10 protein-coding genes are annotated in these 15,067 nt (G+C 61.2%); all 10 read right to left on the bottom strand.

Annotated elements, in window-relative coordinates; translation table 11 throughout:
- Window positions 1–127 precede the first annotated feature (127 nt).
- The gene (locus KSP9073_RS11165; protein ID WP_108843044.1) at window positions 128–1,564 is read right to left on the bottom strand and encodes an FAD-dependent oxidoreductase; all 1,437 of its coding nucleotides are present in this window, start codon (window positions 1,562–1,564) and stop codon (window positions 128–130) included.
- 13 nt (window positions 1,565–1,577) lie between these two features.
- Window positions 1,578–6,032, bottom strand: coding sequence for a glutamate synthase large subunit (gene gltB / locus KSP9073_RS11160; protein ID WP_108843393.1), 4,455 nt, complete (start codon window positions 6,030–6,032; stop codon window positions 1,578–1,580).
- Between the two features lie 469 nt (window positions 6,033–6,501).
- Window positions 6,502–7,869, bottom strand: coding sequence for a CitMHS family transporter (locus KSP9073_RS11155; RefSeq protein WP_108843043.1), 1,368 nt, complete (start codon window positions 7,867–7,869; stop codon window positions 6,502–6,504).
- A gap of 353 nt (window positions 7,870–8,222) precedes the next feature.
- Window positions 8,223–9,305: a 3-dehydroquinate synthase gene (aroB, locus tag KSP9073_RS11150; protein WP_108843042.1), complete on the bottom strand. Its 1,083-nt coding sequence runs from the start codon at window positions 9,303–9,305 to the stop codon at window positions 8,223–8,225.
- Window positions 9,306–9,410: 105 nt separating this feature from the next.
- Window positions 9,411–9,980 (bottom strand): shikimate kinase AroK, encoded by a 570-nt coding sequence (gene aroK / locus KSP9073_RS11145; RefSeq protein ID WP_108843041.1) that lies wholly within the window; start codon window positions 9,978–9,980, stop codon window positions 9,411–9,413.
- On the bottom strand, window positions 9,980–12,151 hold the full coding sequence (locus tag KSP9073_RS11140) for a type IV pilus secretin PilQ (RefSeq protein ID WP_243409206.1): 2,172 nt from the start codon (window positions 12,149–12,151) through the stop codon (window positions 9,980–9,982). Before KSP9073_RS11140 ends, aroK begins: the two co-directional genes overlap by 1 nt.
- Window positions 12,148–12,678, bottom strand: a complete 531-nt coding sequence (locus KSP9073_RS11135; RefSeq protein ID WP_108843039.1) for a pilus assembly protein PilP — start codon at window positions 12,676–12,678, stop codon at window positions 12,148–12,150. Before KSP9073_RS11135 ends, KSP9073_RS11140 begins: the two co-directional genes overlap by 4 nt.
- Window positions 12,675–13,331 (bottom strand): type IV pilus inner membrane component PilO, encoded by a 657-nt coding sequence (locus KSP9073_RS11130; protein ID WP_243409205.1) that lies wholly within the window; start codon window positions 13,329–13,331, stop codon window positions 12,675–12,677. The genes KSP9073_RS11135 and KSP9073_RS11130 overlap by 4 nt, the downstream gene beginning before the upstream one ends.
- A complete protein-coding gene (locus KSP9073_RS11125) occupies window positions 13,328–13,939 on the bottom strand; it encodes a PilN domain-containing protein (protein WP_108843038.1) in 612 nt (203 codons plus the stop codon). Before KSP9073_RS11125 ends, KSP9073_RS11130 begins: the two co-directional genes overlap by 4 nt.
- On the bottom strand, window positions 13,936–14,991 hold the full coding sequence (gene pilM / locus KSP9073_RS11120; protein ID WP_108843037.1) for a type IV pilus assembly protein PilM: 1,056 nt from the start codon (window positions 14,989–14,991) through the stop codon (window positions 13,936–13,938). Before pilM ends, KSP9073_RS11125 begins: the two co-directional genes overlap by 4 nt.
- Window positions 14,992–15,067: the final 76 nt, after the last annotated feature.

Raw genomic sequence — 15,067 nt, 5'->3', positions numbered from 1 at the left:
CGAGGGCGCCACTGTATAGACTCAAGGGCGCACATACCACCGACATGGGCACAAACGCGTCCGGATTCAAGCCAAAAAAAGGGCGTCGGCATGACTGCCGACGCCCTCGGAAACTGCCCGGTCGTGATCAGACCTGCAGGTAGTCCAGAATGCCTTCGGCGGCCTGGCGACCCTCAAAGACGGCGGTCACCACCAGATCCGAACCACGCACCATATCGCCGCCGGCAAAGATCTTCTCGTTGCCGGTCTGGTAGGCAAAGCGCTTCATTTCCATGTCGCCCTGCTCGGGCGCCAGCACGCGACCACGATCATCAACCTCGACGCGATGATCGCTGTACCAGTCCACTTCATGGGGCTGAAAACCAAAGGCGACCACGACCGCTTCGCACTCGATGATTTCTTCGGAATCCGGGACCACCTCGGCGCGCTGACGGCCGTTTTCGTCCGGGTCGCCCATGCGAGTGCGCACGACCTTGATGCCCTCGACCCGACCGTCTTCACCGACCACGGCGATGGGCTGACGGTTGAACAGAAATTCAACGCCCTCCTCGCGGGCATTTTTCACCTCACGACGCGAGCCGGGCATGTTGGCCTCATCGCGACGGTAGACGCAGGTCACCTCATCGGCCCCCTGACGCAGGGCAGTCCGGTTGCAATCCATCGCCGTATCGCCGCCACCGAGCACCACGACACGCTTGCCCTTGAGCGAGACGAAGTCGGGGCCGGTGTTGGCAAACCCCAGATTGTGGTTCACGTTGCCGATCAGGTAGTCCAGCGCCTTGTAGACACCTTCGAGCTGCTCGCCGGGGAAGCCCCCTTCCATGTACTTGTAGGTACCCATGCCCATGAAGACGGCGTCAAACTCCGACAGCAGCTCGGTGATCGCGATATCGGTGCCGATGTTCACGCCCAGGCGAAACTCGACGCCCATCTCCTCGAACACCTTGCGACGGCGCTGCATGACGTTCTTTTCAAGCTTGAATTCGGGAATGCCGAAGGTCAGAAGCCCGCCGATTTCCGGATAGCGGTCATAGACCACCGGCCTGACCCCGTTGCGCACCAGTACATCGGCGCAGCCCAGGCCTGCCGGGCCTGCTCCGATCACCGCCACACGCTTGTCGGTCCACTCAACGCCTGACATATCCGGCCGCCAGCCCATCGCAAAGGCCGTATCGGTGATGTATTTCTCGATCGAGCCGATGGTGACCGCACCGAAGCCATCGTTGAGCGTGCAGTCGCCTTCACACAGACGATCCTGCGGGCAGACGCGCCCGCACACTTCCGGCAGCGAGTTGGTGCGATGGGAAAGCTCCGCAGCTTCCAGAATATTCCCCTCGGTGACCAGCTTCAGCCAGTTGGGGATGTAGTTGTGCACCGGGCACTTCCACTCACAGTACGGATTGCCGCAGTGCAGGCAGCGATGCGCCTGGCTTGCGGCATCGCGCGGGCGATACTCTTCATAGATCTCGCCGAACTCCTGCACGCGCAGGTGTGCTTCCTTTTTCTTCGGGTCCTGACGACCCACATCGATAAACTGAAAATCGTTGGAGAGCTGTTCTGCCATTTGAATTCACTCCTCACTCGGGCCGGCGGCGGGATTCGGCCAGAAGGGTTCCAAGGCTTGCGGCCTTGGGCTTCACCAGCCAGAAATAGCGGACAAATTCGGTGAAATCCTCAAGGATCTCGTGACCCCAGGCGGACCCGGTTTCAGAGACATAGGCCTCGAGCGTTTCACGCAGATAGCGCCGATAGGCTTCCATGTACTCGGTATTGACGCGCTGAATCTCGACCAGCTCGTGGTTGTAGCTGTCCACGAACTCGCGATCCAGATCGAGTACAAAGGCAAAGCCGCCGGTCATGCCTGCCCCGAAGTTGAGCCCGGTCCTGCCCAGCACCGTGACCACACCACCGGTCATGTATTCGCAGCAATGGTCACCGGCGCCTTCAATGACCGCAAAGGCGCCCGAGTTTCGTACCGCAAAGCGCTCGCCGGCCGTGCCCGCCGCATAGAGCGTGCCACCAGTGGCACCATACAGACAGGTGTTGCCGATGATCGCCGTATGGCGACTTTCGAAACGGCTGTCCTTTGGCGGGGTGATGATCAGCCTGCCACCATTCATGCCCTTGCCGACGTAGTCGTTGGCATCACCTTCGAGATACATGTTGAGCCCGCGGGCGTTCCACACCCCGAAACTCTGACCGGCAATGCCCTTGAGGCGCAGCGTGATCGGCGTGTCTTCGATGCCGGCCTCGCCGTAGCGCTTGGCAATGGCCCCGGAGAGCGTGGCACCGATCGAGCGGTCACAGTTGGTGGTCGTGAGATGGAACTCGCCACCGCTTTGCTCCTCGAGCGCCTCACGCGTCAGCGCCATGATTTCGAGGTTCTTCTCGCCGCCATCGTGAGGCACGTTGCGCTCCACCTGACAGAACTGCGGCGCATCGTCCGGCACGAAATCGTTATACAGAAGCGATTCAAACTCGAGCGCGCGCTGGGAGCGGGTTTCGCCCTCGATCTTTTCAAGCAGATCCACCCGCCCGATCAGGTCGGTCAGCTGGCGTACGCCGAGCATGGCCATCAGCTCGCGCACTTCTTCGGCAATGAAGCGGAAGTAGTTCTTGACCATGTCCACCGTGCCGCGGAAATGCTCGTCGCGCAGGCCCTGATGCTGGGTGGCGACACCGGTAGCACAGTTGTTGAGGTGGCAGATGCGCAAATACTTGCAGCCCAGCGCCACCATCGGGGCGGTACCAAAGCCGAAGCTCTCGGCGCCCAGAATGGCGGCCTTGATGACGTCCAGCCCGGTTTTCAGACCGCCATCGGTCTGCAGGCGAATCCGCCCGCGCATGCCGTTGATGCGCAGGGCCTGATGCACCTCGGGCAGCCCCAGCTCCCAGGGCGAGCCGGCATGCTTGATCGAGGTCAGCGGGCTTGCCGCCGTGCCGCCGTCATAACCCGACACCGTGATCAGGTCGGCGTAGGCCTTGGCCACACCGGTGGCGATGGTGCCAATGCCGGGCTCGGACACCAGCTTGACCGACACCTGACCGGCCGGATTGACCTGCTTCAGGTCAAAGATCAGCTGGGCCAGATCCTCGATCGAATAGATGTCGTGGTGCGGCGGCGGCGAGATCAGCGTCACACCGGGCACGGCGTAGCGAAGCTTGGCAATCAGCGCGTTGACCTTGCCCCCCGGCAGCTGACCGCCCTCGCCGGGCTTGGCGCCCTGGGCAACCTTGATCTGCATGACTTCGGCGTTGACCAGATAGGCCGGCGTCACACCAAAGCGCCCTGAGGCAATCTGCTTGATCTTGGACGAGCGAATCGTGCCGTAACGCGCCGGGTCTTCACCGCCTTCACCCGAGTTGGAGCGCCCGCCCGCCTCGTTCATGGCCTGAGCCAGCGACTCGTGTGCCTCGGGCGAGAGCGCGCCAAGCGACATGCCGGCACTGTCAAAGCGCGGCAGCAGCTTTTCAATCGGCTCGACTTCGCTCAGATCAATCGGCTCGGCGCCGGCCTTGAGCTTGAGCATGTCGCGGATGGTCGCTACCGGACGCTCATTGACCAGTGCCGCGAACACCTTCCATTTTTCGAAGCTGTTTTCCTGCACGGCTTCCTGAAGCTTTTTGACCACATCCGGGTTGTAGGCGTGGTACTCGTGGCCGTGCACGTAGCGATAGATGCCGCCCTGTCGGATCGGCTTGCGCGCCGTCCAGGCATCCTTGGCCAAAAGCTCCTGCTGAAGCTGCAGCTCGGCAAAGCCGGTGCCTTCAATGCGCGAGGCCATGCCGTGAAAGCAAAGGTCCATGATCTCGGAAGACAGCCCCACCGCCTCAAACTGCTGCGAGCCACGGTAGGAGGCAATGTGCGAGATTCCCATCTTGGAGAGGATCTTGAACAGGCCCTTTTGCAGACCGCGACGATAGTTCTCGCGCCCGTCTGCCGGGTTGCCGGTCAGCTCGCCGGTGCGGTACATGTCCGCCATGGTCTGATAGGCCAGCCACGGATACACCGCCGTGGCGCCGACACCGAAAAGCACCGCCATTTGATGAGCGTCACGGGCATAGCCGGTTTCGACCACCAGATTGACCCGCGGACGCAGGGCCAGACGACCCAGATGCTGGTGCACGGCGCCGACGGCCAGTGCCGGATGGATCGGCAGCTGCCCCTTTTGAAGGCCGTTGTCGGAAAGCACCAGCACCACGCAGCCGGCACGCGCGCACTCTTCGGCCCGCTGACGCAGATGCACGAGGGCCTCTTTCAGACTCATCGACTCGCCGTCATACATCATCGGCAGGCGACAGCTGGCAAAGACCGGATCGTCGTGTTCGGTCAGCGCCGTGAACTTGCGCGGTGACAGCACCGGCGTGGTCAGAATCAGACGATGGGCGTGATCGGGCGTGGCCTCAAAGACGCTGCGCTCGGCGCCCAGACAGGTTTCCAGCGACATGACGATCGCTTCACGCAGCGGATCGATCGGCGGATTGGTAACCTGGGCAAACTTCTGACGGAAAAAGTCGCTCAGAAGTCGCGGCTGGCGCGACAGAACGGCCATGGGGGTGTCATCCCCCATCGAGCCGACCGCCTCCTGGCCGGTTTCAGCCAGCGGCCGCAGCACCTGATCGCGCTCCTCATTGGTCACGAGGAACATTTTCTCCATCGCCAGCAGCTGCCCTTCGTCCACGGCCTGGAACTCGGCCAGCTCGGTCAGCGCCGATTCCAGATAGTGAGCATTTTCCTTGAGCCAGCGCTTGTAGGGATAGGCACGCTTGAGCTTGTCATCGACATCGCGGGTATGCAGCACCTCGCCGGTATGGGTATCCACCGACAGGATCTGCCCTGGCCCCACACGGCCCTTGGCCACAACCGAACCACTGGGGTAATTCCATACGCCGATTTCCGAGGCGAGCGTGATATAGCCGTTGTCGGTGATCACCCAGCGGGCCGGGCGCAGACCGTTACGGTCCAGCATGCACACGGCGTGGCGACCGTCGGTCAGCACGATACCGGCCGGGCCGTCCCATGCTTCCATGTGCATGGAGTTGTATTCGTAAAAGGCGCGCAGCTCGCTGTCCATGGTTTCGACGTTCTGCCACGCCGGCGGCACCATCAGGCGCACGGCGCGATAAAGCTCCATGCCCCCGGTCAGCAGAAGCTCGAGCATGTTATCCATGCTGGACGAGTCGGAGCCCGTGGTATTGACGACCTCATCGAGCCCTTCGATGTCTTTCAGCCGCTCGGTCGCAAAGTTCTCCTTGCGCGAGTTGGCCCAGCTGCGGTTGGCCTCGATGGTGTTGATTTCACCGTTATGGGCCAGAAAGCGAAACGGCTGGGCCAGCGGCCAGCGCGGTGCCGTATTGGTCGAAAAACGCTGGTGGAAGACGCAGATCGAGGTCTCCATGCGCTCATCGCCCAGGTCCTGATAGAAGGTCGGCAGATCCGCCGGCATCATCAGGCCCTTGTAGGAGACCACCTTTGAAGAGAGCGAGCAGACGTAAAATTCTTCTTCGCTCTTGAGCTTTTGCTCGGCAAATCGGCGCGCCATATAAAGATCGACGTTGAAGTCGAGATCGCCGTCGCGCCCTGCGGCCGGTGATACAAACATCTGGCGAATACGCGGCATGCACGACTGCGCCAGCGGTCCACAGACACTGTCGTCTACCGGCACATCGCGCCAGCCATGAAAGGTCAGGCTGCGGGCGGCGAGCTCTTCCTCGACGACGCCCCGCGCTTTCATTTCACGGTCGTCGTCGTCGGGGAAGAACACCACGCCCACAGCGAAATTGTCACCCAGCTCTGCCTGCAGCGACGCCCGGGCAATGTCTCGCATGAACCCTGTCGGCATCCCCAGCAGCAGCCCACAGCCGTCACCGGTCTTGCCATCGGCGTTGATGCCGCCACGGTGCGTCATGCAGGTCAGGGATTCGATGGCAGTGGCCAGCAGGTGGTGGCTGGACTGCCCTTCCATGTGAGCGATCAGGCCGAAACCACAGTTGTCTCGGAACTCGTCGGGCCGATGAAGACCTCTTGTCATGAACATGCCTCTCCGTAAACGCTAAAAAGCGAAGCATCAAGAAATTGACACGGTTGTAATGGGTCTAAAAGAAGGATACTCTGCCCGGTTATTTTTATTTCAGACAGCGCCTCTTGAGCGCCCGAGGTGGGAAAAGAGCTGCTTCGAGCATACGATAGACGGCCTTGCAGGCAAACCCCCTTGCCGCCTTTGGCAGTTCAAAAAAATGACTCAATTTCGAAGGGTTACGCACCACTCCTGTCAAAAAAACCTGTCTTCTCAAGACGTTAGCTCTGCACCCCAATAGCGCCTCAATTCTTTCAACGCCCTATAAAAGTGCGCGCCACCCCATGCCATTTATGCATAACCCATGCCTTTTTTGGTTTTCGTCCTTGCATCAGAAATCTCTCGGATGAATGGCAAAAGGCCCGGAAGGCAATTTCCGGGCCCGGGCTGCATCGACGCCATTAAACCTGCCCGTCAGGCCGACTCAATACAGGCCGAAGAGATACCCCACGACCATCATGATCAGGCTGAAGCCCCATAGATAGACAAAGGCATAGCGGATGTAGCGCCCCATCTCGAGGCCGGCCAGCCCCAGCGCCAGCCAGAGTGCCGGCGAAAACGGGCTGATAAAGGTGCCCACGATGCTGCCAATCGACATGGCATGCGCCACCGAGATCGGATCCACCCCGGCACTGGCCGTAATCTGCTGAATGACCGGCAGCAGTGCGAAGTAATAGGCATCGGTGCTGGTCAGAAGCTCCAGTGGCACCCCCATGATGCCCACAAGGATATGCAGGACTCCCACAGCCTGGCCCGGCAGCACGTGCGTCACATCCAGCGCGATCGACTCCAGCATGCCGGTGCCGTTGAGAATGCCCAGAAAGGCACCGGCCGCGGCAATGATCGCGCCCATATTGAATGCCTGCGGCGCATATTGCGTGATCACGCGTGACTGCGCCGACAGGCTCGGATAGTTGAGCAGCAAGGCCACCGACAGTGACAGCATGAAGATATAGGCCGGTGCCATCAGTCCCAGCGCCAGCGACACCACCGTGACCAGCGTTAGCGCCGCATTGATCCAGTAAAACCGCGGCATGCTTTCGCGCGCCGGGGCGATGTTGTCCCCTTCGCTGCTGTGAGCAGTCTCTGCGGTGGCCGCCGTGCCGCTGGAAGCAATGTCCGTACTGCTGCCCGGCGGATAGTGACGCGCGATGGCCGCCTCCACACCGCCGGCGGCATGGATCTGGCGCTTTTCACGCAGCCCCAGCAACAGTGCCCCGACCACAGCCAGCCCTACACCGATCAGCTGCACCGGAATCAGGCCGTGCCAGAGCTCGTCGGGAGAAATGTTGGTGACGGCGGCGGCCCGTCCGATCGGGCCACCCCAGGGCACCATGTTCAAAAGACCCATGCTGGTCGCCATCAGCGTCAGCATCAGATAGGGGTTCATGCCCAGTCGACGATAGAGCGGGATTAGCGCCGGCAACACAATCAGGAAGGTCGCCGCACCGGCCCCGTCCAGATGCACGCAGGCAGATACGAGCGCTGTCATGACGGCCACGGCCACCACATTACCGCGCGTGAGCTTTACCATCGCGGTAATCAGGGGATCAAAAAGCCCCCGCTCTTTCATGACGGAGAAAAAGAGGATGGCGAACATGAACATGAAGGCCACGCCGGCCACCTTGTTCACGCCCTGCTGAAAAAACTCCGAGATCTCACTGATGCCAAAACCGGCCAGCAGCGCGCCAACGAAGGGAATGGCGCTGAGCGCGATAACCGGGATGACCTTCTCAAACAGCAAAAGGGTCACGATGGTGATAATGATGGCAAGGCCTATGAGGGTCAGCACCTTTCCTCTCCCGCGTGTGTTGTCATGAAGGGGGCCTGTCGGCACAGGGCCGACTGGAAGACCATCGGGCGAGACTAGAGGGCCTGGGCGCTGCAAGGCAAAACTTACATAATTGAAAGGAAAGGAATTTTTAGTACTGGCCTGATCTCACAATAAGACCTTGGTCTCAGGAATCAGACGCTCAACAGGAATCATTATTATTTAAAGCAGCATTTGGCCATTGAGCCTTTCAGAAATGAAAGCCTCACTTGATGTAGTGATACTACTAAAGTTGAGTCAAAAAAATGGCCGATGCGTCGTTGCACCGGCCATCCATCAGAGACGTCACGTCACATCAGAATAAATGAATAAAACTACTGCCTCTCCCAGTGTTCCAGAAGCTCATGGACCTGTGCTTCATCGACGTCATCGGTAATACACGCCTCACCCAGCGCCTTTAACAGCACCAGCCGTAGCCGCGCGTCCATGACCTTCTTGTCCAGATGCATCAGCTCCAGGAAGCGCTCGGCACTCACCTGCGCCGGGGCATGGCGCGGCAGGCCGGCCGCATCGAGCAGGGCCGAAACGCGCATGACGGCGGCTTCATCCAGCCAGCCAAGGCGATGCGACAGGGCCGTGGCCATCATCATGCCCGCCCCGACCGCCTCGCCGTGCAGCCAGTTTCCGTAGCCCATGGCCGTCTCTATCGCATGGCCGAAGGTATGCCCCAGATTGAGATGCGCTCGTACGCCCTGCTCGGTCTCGTCTTCCACCACGATCTCGGCCTTGACGGCGCAGCTTTTCAAAATCGCTTCGGTCAGAAGCGATGCGTCCAGCGCGCGCAGACCGGCCATGTTGTCCTCAAGCCAGGTCATGAAGGCCTCATCACGGATCAGGCCGTACTTGATGACCTCGGCAAGCCCGGCCGTCAGTTCGCGGGCTGGCAGTGTCCTGAGCGTATCGGTATCGACGATCACCGCACGAGGCTGATGAAAGGCGCCGATCATGTTCTTGCCGCGCGGATGGTTGACGCCGGTCTTGCCGCCCACCGAAGAGTCCACCTGTGCCAGCAGCGTGGTGGGTATCTGGATAAAGGCAATGCCGCGCTGATAGCTGGCCGCCGCGAAGCCGGTCATGTCACCGGTCACGCCGCCGCCCAGTGCAATCAGGGTGGCGCGGCGATTGAAACCGGCCGCCAGCAGGCCATCCCAGATACGCTCGACGTGTTCGAGATTCTTGGTCGCCTCGCCGTCGGGCAGGATTACCTCATGTACCTCAAAACCGGTCAGGGTTGCCTTCAAACGCTCGAGATACAGCGGTGCCACCGTCTCGTTGGTCACGATCATGACCTGACGGCCGCCCAGATGCGGCGTTAAAAGCGAGGCATCATCCAGAAGACCGGGCCCAACATGAATGGGATAGTGACGATCCGGCAATTCCACCGTGAGGGTCTGCATCTGCGATATCCGTTGGATCAGTAAAGGGAAAACGGCGGCATCCGGCACCGCCGCTGATGGGAAGCCACCAGGGTGACGGACAGCCTCTCAAGTAACGGGCAGCCTCTAAAGCGAGTAGCCCGACAAATCGGAGCAACAGCTGCGCGAGACGCTGCCCGCATACCGGCGAGTGCGTCGTCGGATCTCGGCCACTACCGAGCGTGGACTGCGCCGGTCGGTGCTGACAATCAGGGTCGCGGTGTCACGATAGAGCGGATCACGCATTTCCAGCAGCTCACGAAGGCGCTGTTCCGGGTCGGCGCACTGTAAAAGCGGCCGATTGCGATCCCGCGACGTGCGCTTGAGCTGCTGCTCAACGGTGGTGGAAAGATAGATGACCACGCCCCGTTCACGCAGCAGGCGCCGGTTGGTCGGATGCATGACCGCGCCGCCGCCGGTGGCCAGCACGATCCCCTGGTAGCGGGTAATTTCATCGATGACCTGGGCTTCACGAAGGCGAAAGCCGGCCTCCCCCTCGACATCAAATATCCAGGGGATATTACAGCCACAGCGCTGCTCGATCACGTGGTCGCTATCGAAGAAGTCACGCTGCAGCTCGGCCGCAAGCGTGCGGCCGATGGTGCTTTTGCCGGTCCCCATGGGACCGACCAGAAACAGATTGGGTAATGCCTGCATTAGCGCACCGTCAGGGTGTCCTCAAGGATCCTTGGCGTAATGAACACCAGCAATTCTACCTTTTCATTGGACTGTTCGGTATAGCGAAACAGTCGACCAAGGCCCGGCAGATCACCCAGAAAAGGGGTCTTGTACAAATTGTTGACCTGCTCGGTAGAGAGGATACCGCCAAGTACGACCGTTTCACCATCATTGACCAGCACCTGGGTCTGAATTTGATTGGTATCAATGGCCGGCACACCGTTGTACTGATTGCTCGAGACGTCGTCATTGTTGACGATCAGATCCATGATGATGCGATTGTCGGGCGTAATCTGGGGCGTGACTTCCAGGGACAGCACGGCCTCCTTGAACTGGACGGTCGTACCGGTCAGCGTGTTGTCACCGCCCTGCTGGTAGGGGATCTCCTGTCCCTGCTTGATCAGGGCCGGATGCTGATTGGCCGTGATGACCTTGGGCTGGGAGATGGTCTGACTCTTGCCCTCGGACTCCAGTGCGTTGAGCTCCAGGTCCAGCAGCACATCACCGGAAAGATAGCCAAAGCTGAAGCCGGTGGTGGGCGCCACGCTGTTACCCAGATCCACGCTCAGCCCACCGTTGGCCGCCACACCGCTGGAGGCCCCGGCCAGATTGATACCACTGGAAGGGGTTCCCGGACGCGACACGCCCCAGCGTACGCCCAACTGATTGACCACCCGATCACGGGCAATCACGATGCGCGCCTCGATCTGGACCTGGCGCACGGGCACATCCAGATGATCGATGGTGCGCCGGATGGCCTCGATGCGCTCGCGGGTGTCCTGCACCAAAAGCGTGTTGGTACGCTCATCCACCGACACGTGTCCGCGTTCGGACAACAGCCCCAGCCCCTGCTCCCCGCGCAAAAGCGCGGCCATGTTGAGCGCCTTGGCATAGCGCATCTGCAGATAGTCGGTGGTCAACGCCTCATTGGCAGAAAGACTCTGATCAGCCTGGGAAACACGCTGCGCCATGCCGGCCAGCTCTTCCCCGGGCGCCACCAAAAGCACGTCGCCACTGCGTCGACTGGCCAGTCCACGGGTCTGAAGAATCAGATCCAGCGCCTGATCCCAGGGCACCTGACGCAAATTGATCGTCACGTTGCCGCTGACGCTGTCGCTGACCACCAGATTGAGGCCGACCTCATCGGCCAGAATCGACAGCACCGTGCGCACATCAATGTCCTCGAAATTCAGCGAGATGCGCTTGCCGTCAAAGGGAAACTGCGACTGCTGGCGACCAGCGGCCGCCGAGTCCGCGGGTGATACCCGAATCACCGCCTCGCGACCGCGCTGAGTCGCCATTGCGACCGCCCCGGGCTGCATGGCAAGCGTGAGCACGACATCCTCGCCCGATTGAGAAGGCATCACACGCGACACCGGCGTTGCAAAATCACTGACATCCATGATGCGCTGCCACTGCGGCGTCAGCCGCACGCCGCTCAGACGTACCCGCGCCTGCCCGCCCTGCACATCCAGCTGTGGCGAGATGCCCTGCCGGTCCAGGGACACGACCAGCTCCCCGGCACCCTGTCCGGCGGCGCGATAATCAATATTGTCAATTCGGGCGCGGGCATCGCTGACCGCCGAGGCCCCACTGTCATCATAGGCCCGGGTGGCCGTACCGCCCGCCTGAACGGCGGCAATACGCTGCAAAAGATCACCGCTCTGGCCTGCCCCGCTGCCTGGCGCACGCGCACCGAGTCTGACCTCCAGCACATTACCTACTGCAGACAGCTGCCAACCCACCGGACGGGCCATGCCCAGGATAACGCGCAGTCGATCGCCCGACACACGCGCTTCGGCTTGTTCGACGCTGGCACCGGCCAACGGCACGCGCGATGACGCCAGTCGACTACCGGCGCCGTCGAAATCCAGCACCAGCCGCTGCGGCGCGCTCAGCATGGTAGATTGCGGCACGTTAACGGCACCATCAAAGGTCAGTCGAACGACCTCTTGCCCCGACCCTGCCGTTCGCAGCGAGATATCGGTCAATGAGGCAGCACTCGCCATCGCGCCTGTCAGAAGCAGTAATAGCCCTGTCAAGAGCGTAACGACATGACGCCCGAGCCGGAGGTGCCCCATCACTCTTGTCAGAAGGTACCGGCCAACCGGCGGCCGACGGCGATAATGCAGGTGACTCTTGGGTGTCATGAGGTTGCTCCCAGCGTCAGCGTGCGGCTGACTTCGCTGAAACCGCCGCGGCCATCCGGCGCCAGCTCCGTAATCTCGATATGGTCACTGCCGATGCGGGTGACCCGTCCACTGTTTTCACCGATGTGCTGTCGCGGCTGAAGGCGTACGACCCGGCCATCGGGTGTGCGTATCAAGGCAATCGTGCGCCCGCCCACACTCAGGGTGCCTACCAGCCGTAGCGTCGCGAGCGCATAGCTTTCCAGCGGCTCGCGCGCTCGCCCGGCGTCCGGTCTGACGCTCCCCGAGGGCGGCGCCTCCACGGGAGCAGTCACTACCATGCCCGGTGCAGCGGCGAAGGGGCTGCGCCGGGCATGGGCGTCATAATGCAGGGGTTGATATACCGGCTGCTCAGGGAGCGCCTCCAGATGACCGACCGGGCGATGACGCAGCGTCTCGAGCTCGGCATCCAGCTGTGCACTGCTGTCGCGTTCACAGCCCCAGAGTCCCAGACACAGTGCTAGCATGATCAGCGGATAAGCTCTCATGGCGTCACCATCGCGCCTGAACCGGTGACTGCCTGTTCGGGCTCATAGCGGTAGGTCTCGGCCTGCAGCGACAGCACCAGCGCATCGTTGGCCGCGCTGTCCGTAGGCGTCAGGGTAAAGTCATGCAGCGTCACGATGCGTGGCAGTTCTGCCACCCGTGAAATAAAGGCCGCCAGGTGGTGGTAATCGCCACGCACCTGAATATCCAGCGGCTGGGTAATATAGAAAGGATGCGCCTCGGTCGAGGCCAGCCGGATGAAGTCGATGTCGAGCTGCTGCTGACGGGCAGCGTCGCTGATCTCATCGAGCAGCGCCGGCACTTCGCTGTCCGTGGGCAGCATGCTCAACAACGCCCCCATGCGCGCATCCAGTTCCTGCATGCGCCTTTCCAGCAGCGGAAGATTGGCCGCCTGAAAGGCACGCGTGGCGTATTGCGATTTCATCGTCTCGACCTGCGCACGGGCATCACTGACCTCACGGGCGACAGGGGCGGCCAGATACCACTGCGCCCCGAATGCCACTACCAGGGTCACCAGCGCGCAAAAAAGTACCCGCAAAAGCCAGGGCCAGCTGCCCCCTTCTTCAAGGCTCAGTTCGGTCAGCCGAACCTGACGCAGCCGCTGCCATTCAAGACGCCAGTCGATGCGGGTCATGGTGAGACCTCCGCTGTCGCCGCCGACGCGCTTTCATGCAGAGGGTGCTCCGGCACCTGCAGATTGAAGCGCCGACGATTTGAACGCTCGTTTTCAGCACGCACGTCCAGCAGCAGGGGTTCCCCCAATACCGACGCGCTTGAGAGCGCGCGCATCTGATCGGAAACCTGACGATTGGTGGTCGCCAGCCCGCTGATTTCGAGCTGGCCGTCATGGCGCGCCACCCGGTCATAGACTGCTCCGTCGACCAGGGTATCGGTCAGCGCCTGAAAAAGCGCTACGGTCTGAGAGCGCGAGAACTGCAGCTGCCGGATCAGCTCGATGCGTTCCTGCATCTGACGGCGCCGATCTTCCAGGGCATGCCCCTGGGTGATGTCATGTTCAAGGCTGTCGGTACGCTGCTGGATATAAGCGATGTCGGCATTGACGCGCCCCAACTGGTACTGCTGGTAGTACTGGCACAAAAATCCGATACCCAGCCCGACAAGTACGGCAAGCAACAGCCACAGGTGAAAGCGTCGAGTGCGCCGCTCGCGCGCCTGCTCCCGCCACGGCAGCAGATTGATGTCAATCGGGGCATCGCCCGGTGTTTCGATCACCGTGCTCATGACAGCGACCTCATGGCCAGCCCGCAGGCGGTCATCATGGCCGGGGCATCGAGAGCGAGACTGGCATTGTCGATGCCGCTGCCAATACGCATGGTGGCAAACGGATTGGCCGGCACGACCTCCAGTCGGCTTTCCTCGGCCAGGCGCTCGGCCAGCCCCTCGATGACACTGGAGCCGCCGGCCAGAATCAGACGTTCGATATCGCAGGCACCGGCCGTGGTGTAGTAAAGCTTGAGCGAGCGCATGATCTGCTGGACCAGCGACTCTCGAAAGGGATGGAGAATGCGCTGGCGATAGTCCGGCAGGTCGCCGGTTTTCTTGGCACGTCCGGCATCGTCAAAGGTCAGACTATAGTGCTGGCGAATCTCGTCGGTCAGCTGACGTCCGCCCATGACGTTGTCACGGGTATGGACGATACGACCGCGATGCACGATGTGAAAGGCGGTCATGCTGGCACCGATGTCGATCAGGGCACTGCCCCGGTCGGGGTGATGGGAGATCCGGGACAGCAGATAGCGGGTCGCACGCTCCATGGCGAACATTTCGACATCCACCACCGCCGGCTCAAGGCCGACCTGTTCGAGAACATCGGTGAGCTGCTGCATGTCCTGACGCCGACAGGCCACCAACAGAATGTCCTGCTGATCGTCGTAGCGGGCGTTGACACCCAGACGCTGAAAATCGAGGGTCACTTCATTGAACGGAAACGGAATGTGCTTGTCCGATTCCATGGCAATACGCTGGGCGATGTCATTGTCATCAAACGATACCGGCATGCTCAGCACCTTGGTAATCACGGCGCCGGTGGGCACGGCCACCACAGCACGACGCGCACGTGGGCCGGCATGGTCAATGGCACGAGACAGCGCCATGACCACCTGATCGACATCACGAATGCGTCGCTCGACCACGGCGCGATCCACCAGCGGGCGTACGGCCCAGGAGGCCACCCGCCAATGATCACTGTGACGCTCAAGCTCGAGCAGCTTGACGGTGGCAGAGGTAATATCCACGCCGATCAAACCCTGTGTCGCACGTCCAAAACCCAGCACTTGAGTTCTCCGGCCAGTGGCCTATCCCTTGTCGATGTTATTTATAACGTGGCCCGGTCCGCACCGATGGCGCAAA

The organism is Kushneria phyllosphaerae (genome assembly GCF_900312995.1).
In the GTDB taxonomy this organism is placed as follows: Bacteria; Pseudomonadota; Gammaproteobacteria; order Pseudomonadales; family Halomonadaceae; genus Kushneria; species Kushneria phyllosphaerae.
The sequence above is the reverse complement of the archived record's forward strand: the minus strand, read 5'-3'. Positions and strand labels throughout refer to the sequence as shown.

Bases quoted from the DNA above. Each gene is read 5' to 3' on its own strand.
- gltB (WP_108843393.1), bottom strand. From the start codon at position 6,032: ATGACAAGAGGTCTTCATCGGCCCGACGAGTTCCGAGACAACTGTGGT.
- KSP9073_RS11140 (WP_243409206.1), bottom strand. From the start codon at position 12,151: ATGACACCCAAGAGTCACCTGCATTATCGCCGTCGGCCGCCGGTTGGC.
- KSP9073_RS11125 (WP_108843038.1), bottom strand. From the start codon at position 13,939: ATGAGCACGGTGATCGAAACACCGGGCGATGCCCCGATTGACATCAAT.
- KSP9073_RS11165 (WP_108843044.1), bottom strand. From the start codon at position 1,564: ATGGCAGAACAGCTCTCCAACGATTTTCAGTTTATCGATGTGGGTCGT.
- KSP9073_RS11135 (WP_108843039.1), bottom strand. From the start codon at position 12,678: ATGAGAGCTTATCCGCTGATCATGCTAGCACTGTGTCTGGGACTCTGG.
- aroK (WP_108843041.1), bottom strand. From the start codon at position 9,980: ATGCAGGCATTACCCAATCTGTTTCTGGTCGGTCCCATGGGGACCGGC.
- aroB (WP_108843042.1), bottom strand. From the start codon at position 9,305: ATGCAGACCCTCACGGTGGAATTGCCGGATCGTCACTATCCCATTCAT.
- KSP9073_RS11130 (WP_243409205.1), bottom strand. From the start codon at position 13,331: ATGACCCGCATCGACTGGCGTCTTGAATGGCAGCGGCTGCGTCAGGTT.